Below are 17,887 nucleotides of genomic sequence, written 5' to 3'. Positions count from 1 at the left end.
TCCCTACTCCTTACAGTTTCAGATCAGTGCCGCTGGCCTTCTTCTCCAGCATGATCTTAATGATGTCGGCGATGTGAGCGCCGGCCTCGGCGGGGATGGTACCATTCCGGTGGATGTTGGAGACCACGGTACGGCGGGCCTCGGGCATGCCCACGGTGGCCTTGTAAGCGATGTAGGCGGACATGGACTCGGCGGTGATCAGGCCGGGACGCTCGCCGATGAGGGTGCAGGTAACCTCGGCGCCGGTAAGCTCGGAGATCTCGTCCATGACGGCCACACGCCCAAACTTCACGAAGAAGGGAGTGCCCACGTCGATCTTATAGTTCTGCAGGCCCTGCATGATGGCGGGGAGCAGGTCGGGGATGTTGGCGGCCACGGAGGCGGAGGACAGACCGTCAGCCACGTAGATCTGGACGGTAGGGTTCTTCTTGCACTTTTCCTTGATGGTGGCCACGGCCTCGGGGCTGAGCTTGCGGCCCAGGTCGGGGCGGGTCAGGTAGGTGTCCTTGCTGTCGCACTGGGTCTGCACGATGAACAGGCCCTGAGACTTCACGAACTCCTCATCCACGTCGTTGAACACGGCGTCCTGGGCGGCGGAGTGGGCGGCCCGGAACTCCAGCTGGGGGAGGGTCTTGTAGCGGGCGCCGGCCTTGCCGATGCCCAGACGGCAGGGTGCGTTGAACTTCAGCTCGGCATACTCCTCGCCGTGCTCAGGATTCTCCACCAGATACTGCTTGCGGATGTCCACCTCGGTGATGTCGGGGATGCAGCCGTCTTCGATGTTGGCGGGCGCCTCGCAGGCCTTGGCACAGGCGGCCTCGACAGCGGGAGCGGCGGAACCGCTCACGTTCATCTCGCTGAGCACCTGCTCAATGATTGTTCTCAGATCTTTCTCATCCATGAATCACACCTCCTCCCTTATTTCGCCAGGAACACGGAAGCGTCGCCAGCCTTGGCGGTCAGCTTGCCGTTCTCGGAGAAGCCCATCTTCTCCAGCCACATATCGAACTCGTGGATAGGACGCAGGCCGAAGATCTCGCGGAGGGCAGCGGCCTCGTGATAGCCGGTGCACTGATACATCAGCATGCAGTCATCGCCCTCGGGAACGCCCATGATGTAATTGCAGCCGGCGGCAACCAGCAGGGTGGCCAGGTTCTCGATGTCGTTCTGGTCAGCCTTCATGTGGTTGGTGTAGCAGGCGTCGCAGCCCATGGGAACACCGGTCAGCTTGCCCATGAAGTGGTCCTCCAGACCGGCGCGGGTGACCTGCTTGGAATCGTACAGGTACTCGGGGCCGATGAAGCCGACCACGGTGTTGACCAGGAAGGGCTGATAGCGCTTGGCAAAGCCGTAGCAGCGGGCCTCCATGGTGACCTGGTCCCAGCCGTTGTGGGCGTCAGAGGAGAGCTCGGAGCCCTGGCCGGTCTCGAAGTACATCACGTTGGGGCCGGTGCAGGTGCCGCGGCTGAGCATGGTGGCGCGGCCCTCGTCCAGCATCTCGGCAGTCAGGCCGAAGGCCTCGTTGCCCTTCTGGCTGCCGGCGATAGACTGGAACATCAGGTCCAGGGGAGCGCCCAGCTTGTCGGCGGCGGCGGTCTGAGTGGTCACGTGGGCCAGCACGCAGATCTGGGTGGGGATCTCCCACTTCCGCTTGAACTCGTCGAACATCTTCAGAATGCGGGCCACGGACTCCAGGGAGTCGTCCACGGGGTTCAGGCCGATAACGGCGTCGCCGCAGCCCAGGGACAGACCTTCCATAACGGAAGCGATGATACCCTTGGGATCATCGGTGGTGTGGTTGGGCTGCAGACGGGAAGAGAAGGTGCCGGGCAGACCGATAGTGGTGTTGCAGTGGGCGGACACGCGCATCTTCTTGGCAGCGTAGATGAGGTCCAGGTTGCTCATCAGCTTGCAGACGCCGGCCACGATCTCGGAGGTCAGGCCGCGGGAAGCGTGCCGGATCATCTCGGTAGTGGTGCTCTCGCTGAGGAGCCACTCGCGGAACTCGGCCACCGTCATGTTCTTGAACTCATTGAAGATGGTCTCATTGACGGCGTCCTGAATAATACGGGTAACCTCGTCCTCCTCATAGGGGACGGCGGGGGAATTGCGCAGATCATTTAAAGTAAGGTGAGAAAGGACCACCTTGGCGGCGACTCTTTCCTCGGCAGTCTCGGCGGCGATGCCTGCCAGCTTGTCGCCGGACTTTTCCTCATTGGCCTTGGCCATAACCTCGCGCACGCTCTTGAACTCGTACACATGGCCAAACAGCTTCGTTTTGAGAATCACGCTACTTCACCTCTCGTACTTTTTAAGAATTAAAGATCAGGGTCTTGATCACCACGGGTACCACATGCCCGTCCGCGACGGGTTCGCCGATGTCCACGTAGTCTCCGCTGAGGGTCTTGATGCCGTCGATGCAGATGACATCTTTCTTGTAGTCCAGCATCACGTTCACCGCGTTCCCCAGCACCTTGCCGATATCGGCCTCCACCACAAGGATCAAGGGATAACTGCTGTCGATCACCTCCTTCGCTCCGTCAATGATGGCCGCTGCGAGGTCCTGGACCTCCGCAAAGCTGGTGCGCGTTTCCCCGTTGAAGGCAATGGCGATCTGTTCCACCTTGCCCTCCGGCTTGTACAGCGGCATCTGCCTGGTGATGGAGGAGCGAAACGTCTCCAGCGACGCCTCGTCCTCCTCGGACACCTTGAGAATGGGGATGTTCTTGATCGGGAGCCTGTCTGCCTCGACGTGGATGGTGCTCCCGCTCACCTCGGTGGTATGCGTCCCCGCGCCCACCACCGTGGCCCGTATTGTCTCGGCGGCCTGGAAGAGCTGCACGGTCTGGAGATCCGGGTTGGACCGGATCGCCTGACCCAGCAGCACACCGATGTCGCCGTAACGGAAATAGTCGCCCTCCATCTGCTGATAGACGCAGTCGGCAACGCCGCCGGAGAAGGTGATAGCCTTGATTTCCGGCTCGGCGGGGAGGGGTTTGCCGTCGTTGGTGTAGAGTCCCAGGTGGTCCCCGTCCATCTTCTTGAGGTGGAGGGACTGGGCCAGCTGGTCGGCCATCAGGGCGCAGATCTGGCGGAGCTTCTGCTCCTCCGCCGGATCGCCCACCTGAAGGTCGATGCCGTGGGACTTGGCCAATGCCTGTATCTTTGGGAAGAGATAGGTGACCCTGCCCTTGTCCACTTTGATGAGGCGCCCGCCGATATCCAGACAGCTCACCCCGCGGAGGGTCCCCTTCTCATAGACTGCGATGTTGGTGGTGCCGCCGCCCACATCCAGGTTGGCGACGGTGGTGCGGTGCTCTTCCGAGAGCTTGTCGGCGCCGGCGCCCCGGGCCGAGAGCACCGACTCCAGGTCGGGCCCGGCGGTGGCCACCACAAAGTCTCCGGCCAGATCGGAGAGGGCCTCCAGCACCTCGTTAGCGTTTTCCTTCCGGGCGGTCTCGCCGGTGATGATCACCGCGCCGGTCCGCACATCCTCCGGTGTCATACCGGCGGCCTGGTACTCCTCCCGGACGATCTTCTTCACCGCCTCGGCGTCGATCTCCGTGTTGGACTTGAGGGGCGTAAAATAGATGAGACTGCGGTAGATGACCTCTTTGTCCACGATCTGGATCCGCGGCACGGTATAGCTGCTGGCCCGGTTCTCAATGGTCAGCCTGCTGAAAATGAGCTGTGTCGTGGAGGTTCCAATATCGATGCCCACGCTGAGGATCACTTCATGCAAGGCGTTCACCTGCTTTCCATTTTTGGTCGTTGGTCCTGTAAAAACAGGCAGCCCGAACACACAGGGGCTTTTTCTCTCCCCCGCGCATCCGAGCTGCGTCGCTCTGTTTTCCGGCCCGTGTTACGTCACACTGGCCGCGTCTACGATTTGATTTTTGAAGTCAAAGGTCACATGGGTCCCGCCCGGTCCCGACTCCACGCCCAGATTCCCCCGGAGCTTATCCTTCACCATGGTCTGGACGATGGACAGGCCCAGCCGGTCGGTGCGGACGTTCTCCACATCATAGCCGCTGCCGTTATCGATGACCTCGATGCGGGAATACAGCTCCCCGCGGGTCACCACAATGCGGATCAGCCCGCTCTCCCGGTCCTGGAAGGCGTACTGAAGGGAATTCTGCAGCAGCTCGTTGATGATGAGGGCCACCGAGGTGGCAATATCGGAATCTACCTTGAAATCGTCCCCCTCCAGGGTGATGTTCACGTCGAAGTGAGGACGGGCAAAGTAGCGGACGGTATTATTTTTGATATTGAGGATGACCTCACCGATCTTTACCTGGTCCACACCGCTCTGTGCCAGCAGCTCATGGGTGGTGGCGATGGAGAGGATGCGGTTCATACTCTCGCCCAGAACCTTCCGGGTCTCCTCGTTGTCTGAGCGCCGGACCTGGAGCCGCAGGAGGCTGGCGATGGTCTGGAGATTGTTCTTAACCCGGTGATGCATCTCCTTGATGGCCACCGATTTAAGGATCAGGGCCTTTTCCTGTTCTTTCTTCCAGGTGTTGTCCTGGATGACCACGGCAAAGGCCATGTCTTCACTCTCCAGCTGGATATGTTTCACGGAAAGGCTGTGCCGGCCCACGGTGATCTCGATGACCGAGTAGCCCGACTGGTCGGTATCATCCACCGAGTCTACCAGGCGCACATTCTCGTAGACCTGACCCAGCGGGTCCTCTATGTATCCCAGTTGACGGTAGAGGTCCCGAGCCAGGGAGTTCCGGAAGGCTACAACGCCTGTCCGATCCACCATCAGCAGCGCCTCGTCAATACACTCGGTGAGCCAGTTGTTGCTGCCCACCATGTGGCTCAGGGCGTTGGCGATCTGCTCGTAGCTCTGCTCGGAAAAATGGAGCCGCTCGCTGATCTGCCGCTGCTCATCCACCCGCTGCTCCCGGATGAGCACGCCAATGACCCGGTCGCCGGCGGTGTTCTTGATGGGTTCCACCGACTGGATGGTGCGGCCATTCTCCTGGGTCACGGCCTTCATCTGTTTGGTGGCCACCCCCAACCGGAAGGTCCGGGCCACTGCGGGCTCGTTTTCCTTCCGGGCCAGCAGGCCCACCACGGTCTTTTTATAGGAGGACGGTACATAGGAGGGCTTCGCCTCGGCCACAACGATCGCGTCTCCATCCCAGGAGGGGCAGTCGATAAAAATATCGGCATCCTCCAGGTTGGCCAAGGGTTGGAGCACCGCACTCATACCCTGTATGGTGGCAATCTCCTCCTCTGTGAGGTCCGTATATTTTTTGCACAGCTCCCAGATGATGTCCATCTCTCACTGACCCCCGGACTTCATCAAGATGATCTCGGCTACCCGGCGCATGGACAGGTTCTTTGTCTGGCTGAGCTTCCGGATGTAGTCGTAGGCGTCCTGTTCGGTCATGCCCTCCTGGGCCATGACCTGACCTTTGGCCTTCTCGATGATACTGCGGTTCTCCAGCCGCTCAGACACCTTCTGCATATCCTTTCGGAGCTTCTTCATGTCCTTGCTGCGGGCCACCGCCAGCTCAATGCTGGGGACCAGGGATTTCTCGTCGATGGGTTTGACCAGGTAACCGGCCACCCCAATATCTTTGGCCTGATCCACGAATTCCCGCTCACTGTACGCCGTGAGCATCATCACCGTGTCAGCCAGGTTTTCTTCATATACGATCTTGGCTGCGGACAGGCCATCCAGCAGAGGCATCTTGATATCCATGAGCACCAGGTCGGGCCGGCACTGCTTGCAGACCTCCACAGCGTCAAAGCCGTCGGCGGCCTCTCCGACCACCTGATAGCCCTCTTCCGCCAGCAGTTCTTTCAAGTCCATTCGGGTGATGGGTTCATCGTCGGCGATGACCACCCGGATCCCGTCCTTGTACATTCCACTTCTTCCTCCTTGCTGTGCCGGCGTCCGTCCGCCCGCTACAAGTACCCCAGGAACCGCAGCAGCTCATCGACTCCCTCGCCGCTGACGCTGCTGGTCACGAACATCTGGCTGGCCCCCGCCATACGCAGATATTGCTTGGCGCGTTCCACCTGCTCCGGCGTGGCAATGTCACATTTGGTCACCACACCAAGGGCGGGCTTGGCAAACTGGCTATTATAGGCTGGGGGAAACATGGTCCCGTCCTCCGTGGCATCCTGGACAAAAACGATGACGTCCGCGTCTGCCGCCGTTACCATCAAAGCGCCCCGAAAATACCGGCGCTCCAAATATTCTCCCGGCGTGTCGATCATGGTCTGATTGATGACCTGTACCGTCTGGGTCTTGTGATAAGTCAAGTCCTCATGATTGATCCGCTGGCACAGGGTGGTCTTCCCCGCCGCCGAGCGGCCGATGAGGATCATACGTTTTTTTCGTCCTTCCATCTCGTGCGGCCTCAGGTCTTAGTCATAGGCGTGGGGCTGTAGCCCATCATGTCACACAGCACCTGCATCACGCTGTGGAGGGCGGCCTCCACAGCGGCCACATCACCGGTGATGACCAGGGAACCGTTGAACCGGTCCACGAAACCGATCTCCACCGCTGCGGCCTTGGTGGACACATCGGCAGCGATCATGGCGGCCTCACTGGGGGTGATGGTCATGATGCCGATGGCACCCCTGGCGTCGATCAGCCCCAGCTTTGTATAGAGGGAGTCGTCCGGGCTGGCGATCACATGGCACAGTGTCACCTGCTTGCCGGGGACAAATTCCTGAATAATTCGTTTTTTCTCGTCCAATTCGATCACGGCGCTCACCATCCTTCCATGAGCAGCGGTATCACCTGACAAAAAAGCTCCCAAAGGATCAATCTTTTTCAGCATCAATCCCTGGGAGCTCCATCGCTCGGCTCAAACACCTGCGTTTCCTATCGATCCGCGCTGCTTCCGGCACTAACGGCGCACCTTCCGCCACTTTTATACAAAAGCATCTGAAATCGCATCAATGCTTTTTGCATATTTTATCAGCCAAAAGCGGCATTGTCAATGCTTTTCTCTTCTTTCAGCCGCGGCCGGCACTACCGGCCGCGGCTGAAACCTTTAGGGCAGCTTCCCGATATAGGCTTTCCGGAACACCTGGAGAATATCCTCCTTGGTGCAGGGCCTGGGATTAGTGGCGGTGCAGCGGTCGGCCAGGGCGGCCTCCGCCATAGCATCCAGCTCGGCCTCAAATTCCTCTTTGTTCACGCCGGCAACCTGGATGCTGGAGGGGATGTGGAACTGCTCCACGTACTTCCGGGCGGTGCGGATGAGATTGAGGGCGCTCTGGCGGACGCTGGAGCTCTCCAGGCCCAGCAGGCGGGCGATCTTGGCATACCGCTTGGCCACAGGGGTAAGGCTCTCGGCGCAGCCGGCGTTGAAGCTCATCACATAGGGGAGCAGGATGCCGTTGGCCCGGCCGTGGGGGATGTGGAACCGGGCGCCCAGAGCGTGGGCCATACCGTGATTGAGGCCCAGGCCGGAGTTGGAGAAGGCGATACCGGCCAGGCAGGAGGCATTGTGCATGCCCTGACGTGCCTCCATATTCTCCGACTCACGGTAGGCAGTAAGCAGGTGCTTGCGCACCAGCTTGATGGATTTTTCAGCCGCCGCGTCGGAGAAGTCGTTGGCGGCGGTGGACACCAGGGCCTCTACCGCGTGGGTGAAAACGTCGATGCCGGTGTCAGCGGTGACAGAGGGAGGCACGCTGGCGGTAAGCACGGCGTCCAGAATAGCCACATCGGGCAGGAGGCTGTCCTCCACCAGGGGGTACTTGACCTCCTTCTCCGGATCGGTGATGACGGCAAAGCGGCTCACCTCGGAGCCGGTGCCGCTGGTTGTGGGCACCGCGATGAACTGGCAGTCCCGCATATCGCAGGCCTTGGCCGCGAAGAATACGATGGCCTTGGCCGCATCGATAGGAGAGCCGCCGCCGAAGGCGATGACGGCGTCGGGCTTGAATTCCAGAATGGTGTCCACACCCTTGGTGACGGTGGCGATGTCGGGGTCGGCCTTTACCTTGTCAAAAATGCGGTACTCCGCCCCTGCCTTGTCCAGCTCATCGGTGATATAGCTCACCTTTCCGCTGGAGGACATAAAGCCATCGGTGACGATAAATACCCGGTGCAGTTTGGGGGCGAGGGTCTCCAAACCGCCCCCTGTCATGATCCTAGTACGCACGCTGAAGGAGTTCATAATGCGCTCTTCGCTCCTTTCCCGTTGGCCGGTGCCCTGTCCGGCACCGCCGAAAACAAAAAGCGCCCTGAACGCAGGATAAATCACATCGATTCCCCGTTCAGGACGCTGCTTCGCATCCATTCCTTTGCTGATCGCCCACTGCTTCGCAGACGAATTCCAGCTATGGCAATTTTACGACGTCAAAGGCTTTTTGTCAAGTTTTTTCTCTCAACCACCTTCTGCTTTTGTTATATCTGTAAAAAAACGGTTTGACAACCCGGAGAAAGCCTGCGATAATATAGGCTGTCAAAGCAGGTGCGCGGAGGTCGTCCAGCCGGCCTCCAGCAGAACAAAATGGGCAGGCCTTGCCAGCGTTTGCGGGCAGGGTCTGGTTGTTATTCTCTTTTCCCCGCGTTACCAGCAAAGGAGTGTATCAATGGAAATCAGGTTCGTTCTTCCCTCCGAACGAGATCAACTCGCCCGCAACGTGGTGAGCGCCTTCCCGTCCAAGACGCCGGATTCTCTCCTTCGGAACATGGAAAGCGAGCTGTACCAGCCGGACGAGGGACGCTACCTCGGCTGTTTTGACGACGATGGGACCCTGGTGGGTTCCATCCTGATGATGGATTTCACCCTCAATGTCAGAGGTGTGATGATGCCCATGGGAGCGGCGGCCTATGTGTCCACCAACTTCCTCCGGAAGAAGGAGCACACGGCCATGACCATGCTCCGCGTCCTCATGGGGTATTACCAAAAGCTCGGTACAGCCATCGGCTGTCTGCACCCCTTCATGCCCTCCTTCTATCGGAAGATGGGCTACGGGTACTGCAACGAGAGCATCCTCTACCAGCCCAAACCCAGTATGATCCGTTCCTTCGGGGACAAGTCCGGCCTCTCCTACGCCGGCCCCAACGACAAGGAGGAGGTCCTGCGCTTTTACCGCGCTTGGGCCGAGAAGACCAACGGCGCCACGGTCCACCACTACATGGACCCCCACCGCATCTTCGACATGCCCTATGTGGTCATCTGCCGCCGGGAGGGCCGGATCACCGGCTACCTCACCTTCGAGTTCGTGGAGGTGGACCACTACACCGACATGTACCACGACCTGATGGTCCGGGAGATGATCTGGGAAGACGTGGACACCCTCAAGCAGTTCATGACCTTCTTCGCCTCCCAGGTGGACCAGATCGAACGGGTACGCATCTTCTCCCCCGACGAGTACCTCCACGTCATGTTCAAGAATCCCGACACCGGTGAGAACCGGGCCCACGACGGCTGCATCCACGAGATCGGCCGCAAGACCATGGGCTACATGGTCCGCATCTTTGACGTGAAGCAGTATTTCGCCGTCCAGACCCACTGTGAGTCGCCGGTCTCCCGGCCCTTCACCCTGGCCCTCCAGGTCCGGGATACCTTCCTCTCCCACAACGACGGCACCTTCCTGCTGAAGGTGGAGGGGGACAGGGTGACCCTTGTGGACAAGGGCGAGCCCAACGTCACCCTCTCCACCCCCATCGCCGACCTCTCCTCCCTGGTGATGGGTGCCATCCCCCTGAGGGAATTTTTGGCCTACGACCGCATGCAGCTCAGCGACCCCAGCTACGCCGACGACATCCAAAAGGCCATCGGCTGGAGCGTCAAACCCAAGAACTATACTTATTTCTGAGCCGGAGGTGCGTCCATGAACGTGCGGATCACCAAGGCGGATGAGAGCCGCCTGAGCGCCTGCCATGAGGTCTTCCTGGACAGTGCCCTCTACGACCACTACTTCTCCCAGGAGGGGCGGCTGGACAAACAGCTCTCCACCGCCATCAGCCGGGGCGAGCTGTGGATCGCCCTCACTTCCCAGGACGAGGTGGCCGGGTGCATGTGGATCGAGCCCACCGGATTCTTCGGCGCCTTTCCCTACCTGGCCCTGCTGGGAGTGAAGAAGTCCTTCCGGGGCGCGGGCATCGGCCACGTGCTGCTGGAGACCTTCATCGGCGTCTCCCGCTCCCTGGGCTACAAGAAGTGCTCCCTGCTGGTGAGCCACTTCAACCCCAGGGCCAAGAACCTCTACCAGTCTCTGGGCTTCAAGAAGGTAGGCTATGTGCCCGACTGTATCCTCCCCGGAATCCATGAGAACATCATGGTCAAGGACCTGTAAACGCACAAAAAGTCCCGACTCCTCACGGAGCCGGGACTTTTTCATTCCTGAGACTTCTCTCCTCTGTTTTTGACAAAACCGTAGAGCCGGATCAGAAAAGCAATCCAGAATAGAACGGCACAGATGATGTTCATGGGCAACAGGAACTCCGGGGGCGGGTCGTGACGGGTATATACTGCAAGGACCACGCAGTTGACAGTCCAGACGATGGCCGCCGCCCCCGTCACCACCAAAGTCAGGAATCCCGCGATCTTCTGTCTCACCACAGCTCCTCCTACCTTGACCCTGCTGTCTCTCTGTTTACGCACACCATGTTCCGATCCGCTTCAAAGGGAGATTAGTGCTGATGCGCCCTCCGGACAATGCCAAAAGCGAGCATCACACAGCCGAGCACACCAATCACCCCTCTCCAAACCATCCCGGAAACAAAAAGAATGGCAGGAAGCGGGCAGACTGCGGCAAACAGAATCAGCAGCAATCCCGTAATGGATAAAACGATCTTATTCACAACAGAACAACTCCTAAAAAAGATGGAATCTCGTGGAACCTATCCTTCCACGGCCTTTGTGGTGAGCCGCACGGCCCGCTGGTATTTGGACTCGGAGACCGGGCGCAGCTCGGAAAGGCGCAGTGCGGACACTACCCGCTCCAGATCAGCCTGGGTGCCGGACAGAGCCTCGATCTCCACCTGACGTTCCCGGCACTCCCGGCCGGTAGCCGGATTCTGATAGGTCACGTCGTCAAAGGCCAGTTCGAACCGCCCCCCCGCTGTCCGGGACACCTCGTAGGTCCGGCGGAGGTTGACCACCACCGCCATTGGCATCAGGGCCTCCAGGTCCACCTCCGGCAGATAGGTCCGCAGAAAAGCTCTGGGGTCGGCCTCCCCGTTCAGGACCAGCTCGTCCTCCCGCCGCAGGAAAGTACCTCCCTCACGGCGGAGCATGGACTTCACCGAGAGAAGGCGCTTCTCCCCCTTCTCCCGCAGGCGCAAGGAACCACCCCCCTTGAGGATGGCCTCCCCGGGGGTGTCGAAATAGGTATCCTGCTGGGGCTTTTCCTCCACAAAGGTCACCTGATAGCCCGCCCGACTCAGCTGGGAGATAAGTTGGGTCTGGACCGCCCATGGCCGCGTGGAATCCACCACATATTTCTGCTCCAGTTCGGTGCCCATGGTCTCACCTCGTCAGGAAGGCGGCCACCGCCACGTTGTACTCCGGCAGGCCCTCCTTGGCCCACAACAGCTCCAGGCCCAGCTGGTCCCGGGCCAGTCCGGTGAGATCGAAGCCGAAGGCGGAAAAAGAATACCGCAGCCGCTCCGGCCGACGGCAGATCCGGCCGATGATCCGGCTGCACTTCTCACACTGCTCGCAGCGCCCCGCCGCCACCGTATAGGCGCCGGGCACCGCCTGCTCCAGTTGGAGCAGAACCTCCAGCAGGGCCTTCTTCACCACGCCATAGCTGGCACTTCTGACTTCGTCAGCCGCTTTGTCCGAGACCAGCGCCCTAGCCCGCTGCTCGTCGTCGTAGATCACCTTGATACCAATGAGGTAAACTGTACGGTAGCCCCCCAAAAGCTCCTCCGCCGCCGGTACCCCCGGCGGACAGGACCAGTTCATGTTGTGGTCTGGACAGTGGAGGCAGGCATCCCGGAACAGGTCCGGAAAACAATACCTGTCAAGCCATTCCCTCACCGGCAGGGCCTTCACCCGCACCTCTGTGGTATACATGTCCTCACGCCTTTCCTATACCCGCGCCAGGCGGGGACTCTCTTTGTTCCATCATAGCATCTCCCACCCCTCTTGGCAAGAGAAACAAGTTTGGAGTACCCAAACCATCCCAAATGTGGTAAACTGGTCAAAATAGCCACGTTAGGAGGCAAGCGTATGGGCAGATATATTCTAGCCCTGGACCAGGGCACCACCAGCTCCCGGGCCATTTTATTCGACGAGAAACAGGCCATCACCGGGGTGGCTCAGAAGGAGTTCCCCCAGCTCTACCCCAGAGAGGGCTGGGTGGAACACGATCCCATGGAGATCTGGTCCTCCCAGTACGCCGTCATGATGGAGGTGCTGGCCAAGACCGGAGTCTCCCCGTCGGAGGTGGCCGCCATCGGCATCACCAACCAGCGGGAGACCACCATCCTCTGGGACAAGGCCACCGGCAAGCCCATCCACAACGCCATCGTCTGGCAGTGCCGCCGCACCGCTCCCCTGGTGGACAGGCTTCTCTCCGACGGCCTGGGGGACCACATCCGCAGCACCACCGGCCTGGTGCCCGACGCCTACTTCTCCGCCACCAAGATCCGGTGGCTTCTGGACCACGTGGAGGGAGCCCAGGAAAAGGCGGAGCGGGGTGAGATCCTCTTTGGCACCGTGGACACTTGGCTCCTCTGGAAGCTCACCAGCGGTGCGGTCCACGTCACCGACGTGACCAACGCCTCCCGGACCATGCTCTTCGACATCCGCCGTCTGGACTGGGACGACACCCTGCTCGCCGCCCTGAACATCCCCCGGGCCATGCTGCCGGAGGTCCGCTCCTCCAGTGAGGTCTACGGCTATGCTCAGCTGGGAGAGGCCAGGGTGCCCATCGCCGGCATCGCCGGCGACCAGCAGGCCGCCCTCTTCGGCCAGACCTGCTTCGCCCCCGGAGAGGCCAAGAACACCTACGGCACCGGCTGCTTCCTCCTTATGAACACCGGTGAGACCCCCTGCGTCAGCAGCAACGGCCTCATCACCACCATCGCCGTGGGCCTGGGCGGCTCGGTCCAGTACGCCCTGGAGGGCTCCGTCTTTGTGGGAGGCGCCGTCATCCAGTGGCTCCGGGACGAGCTGCGCTTCCTCACCGAGAGCCGGGACGCCGAATACTACGCCCAAAAGGTGGCCGACACCGGCGGAGTCTACCTGGTGCCCGCCTTCACCGGGCTGGGGGCGCCCTACTGGGACATGTACGCCCGAGGCTGCCTGGTGGGCATCACCCGTGGCACCCGCCGGGAACACATCATCCGGGCGGCCCAGGAGTCCATCGCCTATCAGGTCCGGGACCTGGCCGCCGCCATGGAAAAGGACACCGGCGTCCCCCTCCGGGCCCTCCGGGCCGACGGCGGGGCCAGCCGAGACGGCTTTTTGATGCAGTTCCAAGCCGACATCCTGGGCCGGGACGTGGTGCGTCCCGTCATTCGGGAGACCACCGCCCTGGGGGCCGCTTACCTGGCCGGCCTGGCGGTGGGGGTCTGGAAGGATCAGGACGAGATCCGGGGGCTGTGGCGGAAGGACGTGACCTTCACCCCGGACATGGCCGACGAGCGGCGGGAAAAGCTGCTGAAGGGCTGGCACCGGGCGGTGAAACGCAGCCTGGACTGGGCCAGAGAGGACGAAGAATAAGAAAAAGCTGCCCCGGAGCTATGGCTCCGGGGCAGCTTTTTTCACTTACAGGTCCAGGATACGGCCGTCGGTGGAGATGACGGTCACCTGCCAGGGGATGAGCTTGCCGCAGTTCTGGAGGGCACGCTTCACGGCGTTCTCCAGGCCACCGCAGCAGGGCACCTCCATGCGCACCACGGTGACACTCTTGATGTCGTTGCGCCGCAGGATCTCGGTGAGCTTGTCGGCATAGTCCCCCTCGTCCAGCTTGGGACAGCCCACCAGGGTGATCCGCCCCCGGATGAAGTCCCGGTGGAAGGCGGCGTAGGCGTAGGCGGTGCAGTCGGCGGCCACCAGCAGCTTGGCCCCGTCAAAGTAGGGGGCGTTCACCGGCACCAGCTTGATCTGCACCGGCCACTGGGAGAGCTGGCTCTCCTCCGGAGCGGCGGAGGCAGCGGCCGCGGCGGGGGCGGCGCAGGGGGTGCGCTGGATGCTCCGGGACTGGCTGCCGGGGCAGCCGCAGGGCAGAGGCCCGGCAGCTTTGGCGGCCTTGGCCTTCTTGGCCGCCTCCACGGCGGCGGCGTCGTAGGCCGGGGCCTCCCGGACCTCAAAGGTGATGGCCCCGGTGGGACAGGCGGGCAGGCAGTCCCCCAGCCCGTCGCAGTAGTCCTCCCGCAGCAGCTGGGCCTTGCCCTCCACCATTCCGATGGCACCCTCGTGGCAGGCGGCGGCGCACAGGCCGCAGCCGTTGCACTTCTCCTGATCGATTTTGATGATCTTGCGCTCCATCTTTATTCCATCCTTCCGAATTTCATTTCTTTGCCGGTGGCGTCGTACTTTTTCCGTTTGCCGGTCAAGCCGGTGATCTTCACTCTCCAGACACCGGTGCGGTTCAGGCTCCGGGCCACGGAGGCCTTGAAGTCTGTCATGTTGGAGGGGACGTGCCGCTGGCACAGCAGGCGCAGGGCTGCAGTCTTTTCCGCCGGATCGGTGACCTCCTCGGCCAGGCCGAAAGCCACCGCCGACTCATACTCGGTGGTGAACTTGTCGGGCGGGATGTGGGTATCCCCCACCGCCGTCACACACACCCGGCCGTCCCGGCGGAGGCAGTCCACCTTCTGCCCCTCCAGGGCACAGTGAAAGAAGAGCTCCTCCCCCCGGCGGGCGATGGTCACCGGCACGTTGTAGGGCCAGCCCTCCGGGCCGGTCATACCCAGCACCGCGTACTCGCACTTGTCCAGCACCATATGGGCGAAATCGGCATCCATCTCCCGGTCTTTTCTTCTCATTTCCGGTCCTCCTCTTGTTTTTCCGTGTTTATTATTATATACTAGAGCTCCAAAGTCAGTTGGAATTCCAACAACCAGGAGTCTAACATGAAAAAATATCTGGAAATTCTCCTCCGCTCCCCCCTCTTCCGAGGCATTGCACCGGAGGAGCTGGAACAGCTCATTCCCTGCCTGGGGGGTGGTGCCCGGTGCTACCCCGCCGGGGCGACCATCCTGCTGGCGGGGACTCCCACCGGACAGATGGGTCTGGTGCTCTCAGGCCGGGTCCAGGTGGTGCGGGAGGAATTCTCCGGCCATCGGGCCCTTCTGGCTGAGCTGGAGCCTGGGGAACTCTTTGCCGAGACCTTCGCCTGCGCCCCCGCCCTGCCCGGCGGCCTGCCGGTGACCGTGCTGGCCGCCCAGGACTGTGAGGTGCTTCTGCTGGACCTTCAGCGCGTGGTGCGTTCCTGTCCCAACGGTTGTCCCTTCCACAGCCGGCTGGTGAGCAACCTGCTAGGGGTGCTGGCTGGGAAAAACCTGGCCCTCAACCGTCGGATGGTCCATCTCTCCCGCCGCTCCACCCGGGAGAAGCTCCTCTCCTACCTCTCGGAGCAGGCCGCCATGGCCGGTGGGATGGAGTTCACCATCCCATTCGGGCGGCAGGAGCTGGCCGACTACCTGTGCGTGGAGCGCAGCGCCATGTCCGCCGTCCTCTCCCGGCTCCGAGCTGAGGGAGTGCTGGAGACCCAACGGAACCGCTTCAAGCTCCTCCGCCTCCCAGAGGAGGAGCTCTGAACCCACTCTTCCCTTTTTCCGCCCCAGCGTGTACAATGTCCATGAGAGACACGGAACACAAGGAGGATACGAACATGCAGAAACCTGTTTTGGTGGTGATGGCCGCCGGCATGGGCAGCCGGTACGGCGGCCTCAAGCAGCTGGACCCGGTGGGCGAGCACGGAGAACTCATCATCGACTACTCCATCTACGACGCCCGGCGAGCGGGATTTGAGACGGTGGTCTTCGTCATCAAGCACGCCATCGAGGAGACCTTCAAGGCCGGCATCGGCGACCGGCTGAGCAAGGTGATGGACGTGCGCTACGCCTACCAGGAGCTAGACGACCTGCCGGAGGGCTACGCCGTTCCCGAAGGCCGGGTGAAGCCCTGGGGTACCTGCCACGCCATTCTGGCCGCACGGAAGGTGGTGGACGGCCCCTTCGCCGTCATCAACTCCGACGACTACTACGGCCCCGAGGCCTTTCGGGAGATGTACGACTACCTCTCCACCCATGAAGACCAGCCCGGCTGCTATGAGTACGCCATGGTGGGCTACCTGCTGGGGAACACCGTCACCGAGCACGGCCACGTGGCCCGTGGCGTCTGCGTGGAGACGGCCGACCACTTCCTGAAGAGCGTCACCGAGCACACCCACATCGAAAAGGACGGGGAGGACGCCCGCTCCACCCAGGACGGCGGACAGACCTGGCAGCACCTGGCCGGGGACACCATCGTGTCCATGAACCTGTGGGGCTTCACCCGCAGCTTTCTCATCGAGGCCGAGGCACGCTTTCCCGCATTCCTGGACCGAACATTGAAAGACGACCCCATCAAGGGGGAGTACTTCCTGCCCAGCGTGGTGAGCGCCCTCATCGGGGAGGGCAAGGCCCGGGTGAAGGTCCTGCGCAGCCGGGACCGCTGGTACGGCGTCACCTACCACGAGGACAAGCCGGTGGTGGTGGCCGCCATCGCCCATATGACCAAAGAAGGGCTCTACCCCGCCGACCTGTGGGGCGAATAACGCAAAAACGAAAAAACGGCGTGTGCGCACCGCACACGCCGTTTTTTGTGCGCCGGCTTCAGCCGCAGACCCCGTTCTTCACATGGACGATGAAGTCCTGGACGTTGGTGACGATGGTCTTGACCGTCAGGCTGCCCCGGTCCCGGAGCTTGTTGACGGCAAACTCCGAGATGTCCACCGAGTAGAAATAGAGGGGACGGACCACCCCATCCACCACCCGGTAGCAGGGGGTCATATTTCCGGTGGCCACGGTATGTAGGGTAGAGGCCATGCAGATGATGGTTGTGGCCTTCCGGATGAGGTTGCGCATGGCGTCCTGGCCCTCGTACACGTTGCCGTACACCTCGGGCAGGGGACCGTCGTCCCGGACGGAGCCCACCAGCACGAAGGGGACGCCCTTCTTCACGCACTCGTAGATGATGCCGTCCTTCACGGCGCCGGAGTCCACAAAGGCCTGGATGGAGCCCAGGCGGCGGACGTCGTTGATGGTGTCGATGTGGTTGTAGTGGCCGTTGGGCTGGCTGCGCTGGGTATAGATGTCCTGCCCCAGGGCAGTGCCCCGGCAGCCGGCCTCCAGGTCGTGTGTGGCCAGAGCATTGCCGCCCAGGACCCCGTCCACAAAGCCCTCCCGCACCAGGGCGGCAAAGGCAGACCGGGCGTCGGCGTCGAAGGTACAGGCGGGGCCCATGACCCACAGGATATTGCCGTGCTCCCGCTCGTGGCGGAGGAGCTCATACATGGAGTCGTAGTCCATGGAGTAGGCCGTCTCACGGCTGCGGCCCTGGCGGAAGGAAAAGGCCTCGCCCTCTGTCTCCCGCTCCTCCTCAAAGCCGGTGGTGTGGACGTAGATGCCCTGGCTGCCGTCCTCGGTGCGGCCCACCGCCACCGGGTCCCCTGCCTTCACATTGCGGAACTCCACGATGGAGACGTCGCCGTCCCGGCAGACGGCTACACAGTCCATGCGGCTCTCCTGGGCCAGCACCCAGCGGCCGCCCAGGCGGAAATACTCCGGGAACATGGTAGTGGCATGGTACCCTTCGGGCACCACCCCGTCCTTGGGGGCGGGAACCAGAGACACATCGGGGGCCTCGCCGAGGCCCAGGGCAGCAAAGTCGGGGGCATGGTATGCAGGCAATATAAAGCTCATGTTCCAGATCTCTCCTTCTTAAATTCTCTG

General features: G+C 61.6%; 20 protein-coding genes. 5 read left to right on the top strand and 15 right to left on the bottom strand.

Annotation, left to right across the window (positions count from 1 at the left end):
- Window positions 1–10 precede the first annotated feature (10 nt).
- The 8 genes from eutC to ACTNBK_RS04865 form a co-directional block, all read right to left on the bottom strand.
- The gene (eutC, locus tag ACTNBK_RS04900) at window positions 11–901 is read right to left on the bottom strand and encodes an ethanolamine ammonia-lyase subunit EutC (protein WP_441144121.1); all 891 of its coding nucleotides are present in this window, start codon (window positions 899–901) and stop codon (window positions 11–13) included.
- 17 nt (window positions 902–918) lie between these two features.
- Window positions 919–2,289, bottom strand: coding sequence for an ethanolamine ammonia-lyase subunit EutB (locus ACTNBK_RS04895; protein WP_294512862.1), 1,371 nt, complete (start codon window positions 2,287–2,289; stop codon window positions 919–921).
- Window positions 2,290–2,311: 22 nt separating this feature from the next.
- Window positions 2,312–3,742, bottom strand: a complete 1,431-nt coding sequence (gene eutA / locus ACTNBK_RS04890) for an ethanolamine ammonia-lyase reactivating factor EutA (RefSeq protein WP_441144119.1) — start codon at window positions 3,740–3,742, stop codon at window positions 2,312–2,314.
- A 120-nt stretch (window positions 3,743–3,862) separates the two neighbouring features.
- The gene (locus tag ACTNBK_RS04885; protein ID WP_441144117.1) at window positions 3,863–5,290 is read right to left on the bottom strand and encodes a sensor histidine kinase; all 1,428 of its coding nucleotides are present in this window, start codon (window positions 5,288–5,290) and stop codon (window positions 3,863–3,865) included.
- A 3-nt stretch (window positions 5,291–5,293) separates the two neighbouring features.
- Window positions 5,294–5,881, bottom strand: a complete 588-nt coding sequence (locus tag ACTNBK_RS04880; RefSeq protein ID WP_227604482.1) for an ANTAR domain-containing response regulator — start codon at window positions 5,879–5,881, stop codon at window positions 5,294–5,296.
- A gap of 41 nt (window positions 5,882–5,922) precedes the next feature.
- A complete protein-coding gene (locus tag ACTNBK_RS04875; RefSeq protein ID WP_294512873.1) occupies window positions 5,923–6,348 on the bottom strand; it encodes a EutP/PduV family microcompartment system protein in 426 nt (141 codons plus the stop codon).
- A gap of 32 nt (window positions 6,349–6,380) precedes the next feature.
- Complete coding sequence (eutS, locus tag ACTNBK_RS04870; protein ID WP_441144213.1) at window positions 6,381–6,743, bottom strand: ethanolamine utilization microcompartment protein EutS; 363 nt, start codon at window positions 6,741–6,743, stop codon at window positions 6,381–6,383.
- Between the two features lie 279 nt (window positions 6,744–7,022).
- Window positions 7,023–8,156 (bottom strand): 1-propanol dehydrogenase PduQ, encoded by a 1,134-nt coding sequence (locus tag ACTNBK_RS04865; protein ID WP_441144114.1) that lies wholly within the window; start codon window positions 8,154–8,156, stop codon window positions 7,023–7,025.
- Between the two features lie 418 nt (window positions 8,157–8,574).
- Between ACTNBK_RS04865 and ACTNBK_RS04860 the strand changes: the two genes are divergently transcribed.
- Both ACTNBK_RS04860 and ACTNBK_RS04855 read left to right on the top strand, forming a co-directional pair.
- Window positions 8,575–9,807 carry a GNAT family N-acetyltransferase gene (locus tag ACTNBK_RS04860; protein ID WP_441144112.1) on the top strand — a complete coding sequence of 411 codons (1,233 nt, stop codon included), beginning with the start codon at window positions 8,575–8,577 and terminating at the stop codon, window positions 9,805–9,807.
- 15 nt (window positions 9,808–9,822) lie between these two features.
- On the top strand, window positions 9,823–10,287 hold the full coding sequence (locus ACTNBK_RS04855; protein ID WP_441144110.1) for an N-acetyltransferase family protein: 465 nt from the start codon (window positions 9,823–9,825) through the stop codon (window positions 10,285–10,287).
- Between the two features lie 41 nt (window positions 10,288–10,328).
- Here the strand turns inward: ACTNBK_RS04855 and ACTNBK_RS04850 are convergent, their stop codons facing one another.
- The 4 genes from ACTNBK_RS04850 to ACTNBK_RS04835 all read right to left on the bottom strand — a co-directional run bounded on the left by ACTNBK_RS04850 (window position 10,329) and on the right by ACTNBK_RS04835 (window position 12,014).
- On the bottom strand, window positions 10,329–10,550 hold the full coding sequence (locus tag ACTNBK_RS04850; protein ID WP_441144108.1) for a hypothetical protein: 222 nt from the start codon (window positions 10,548–10,550) through the stop codon (window positions 10,329–10,331).
- 74 nt (window positions 10,551–10,624) lie between these two features.
- Window positions 10,625–10,795, bottom strand: a complete 171-nt coding sequence (locus ACTNBK_RS04845) for a hypothetical protein (protein WP_441144106.1) — start codon at window positions 10,793–10,795, stop codon at window positions 10,625–10,627.
- A 39-nt stretch (window positions 10,796–10,834) separates the two neighbouring features.
- Entirely contained in the window at window positions 10,835–11,458 is a 624-nt protein-coding gene (locus ACTNBK_RS04840) for a CYTH domain-containing protein (protein ID WP_441144104.1), read from the bottom strand.
- A 4-nt stretch (window positions 11,459–11,462) separates the two neighbouring features.
- Window positions 11,463–12,014, bottom strand: a complete 552-nt coding sequence (locus tag ACTNBK_RS04835) for a DUF2284 domain-containing protein (protein ID WP_441144102.1) — start codon at window positions 12,012–12,014, stop codon at window positions 11,463–11,465.
- A gap of 156 nt (window positions 12,015–12,170) precedes the next feature.
- On the opposite strand from ACTNBK_RS04835, the gene glpK reads away from it, so the two are divergent.
- Window positions 12,171–13,667: a glycerol kinase GlpK gene (gene glpK / locus ACTNBK_RS04830; protein ID WP_441144101.1), complete on the top strand. Its 1,497-nt coding sequence runs from the start codon at window positions 12,171–12,173 to the stop codon at window positions 13,665–13,667.
- 45 nt (window positions 13,668–13,712) lie between these two features.
- On the opposite strand, the gene ACTNBK_RS04825 is transcribed toward glpK, so the two are convergent.
- On the bottom strand, window positions 13,713–14,435 hold the full coding sequence (locus tag ACTNBK_RS04825) for an ATP-binding protein (protein WP_441144099.1): 723 nt from the start codon (window positions 14,433–14,435) through the stop codon (window positions 13,713–13,715).
- A gap of 2 nt (window positions 14,436–14,437) precedes the next feature.
- Window positions 14,438–14,935 carry a pyridoxamine 5'-phosphate oxidase family protein gene (locus ACTNBK_RS04820; protein ID WP_441144097.1) on the bottom strand — a complete coding sequence of 166 codons (498 nt, stop codon included), beginning with the start codon at window positions 14,933–14,935 and terminating at the stop codon, window positions 14,438–14,440.
- 87 nt (window positions 14,936–15,022) lie between these two features.
- Here ACTNBK_RS04820 and ACTNBK_RS04815 point away from each other — a divergent pair, with 87 nt between their 5' ends.
- Window positions 15,023–15,709, top strand: coding sequence for a Crp/Fnr family transcriptional regulator (locus tag ACTNBK_RS04815; protein WP_441144095.1), 687 nt, complete (start codon window positions 15,023–15,025; stop codon window positions 15,707–15,709).
- 74 nt (window positions 15,710–15,783) lie between these two features.
- Window positions 15,784–16,710, top strand: a complete 927-nt coding sequence (locus ACTNBK_RS04810; RefSeq protein WP_441144093.1) for a sugar phosphate nucleotidyltransferase — start codon at window positions 15,784–15,786, stop codon at window positions 16,708–16,710.
- A gap of 58 nt (window positions 16,711–16,768) precedes the next feature.
- On the opposite strand, the gene ACTNBK_RS04805 is transcribed toward ACTNBK_RS04810, so the two are convergent.
- Window positions 16,769–17,857 carry an ornithine cyclodeaminase family domain gene (locus ACTNBK_RS04805; RefSeq protein ID WP_441144091.1) on the bottom strand — a complete coding sequence of 363 codons (1,089 nt, stop codon included), beginning with the start codon at window positions 17,855–17,857 and terminating at the stop codon, window positions 16,769–16,771.
- Between the last annotated feature and the right edge of the window lie 30 nt (window positions 17,858–17,887).

The organism is Intestinimonas sp. HCP28S3_D6, from assembly GCF_052065695.1.
Taxonomy (GTDB): Bacteria; Bacillota; Clostridia; order Oscillospirales; family Oscillospiraceae; genus Intestinimonas.
Note: the sequence above shows the minus strand (reverse complement) of the source record. Positions and strands in the feature narration are given on the sequence as shown.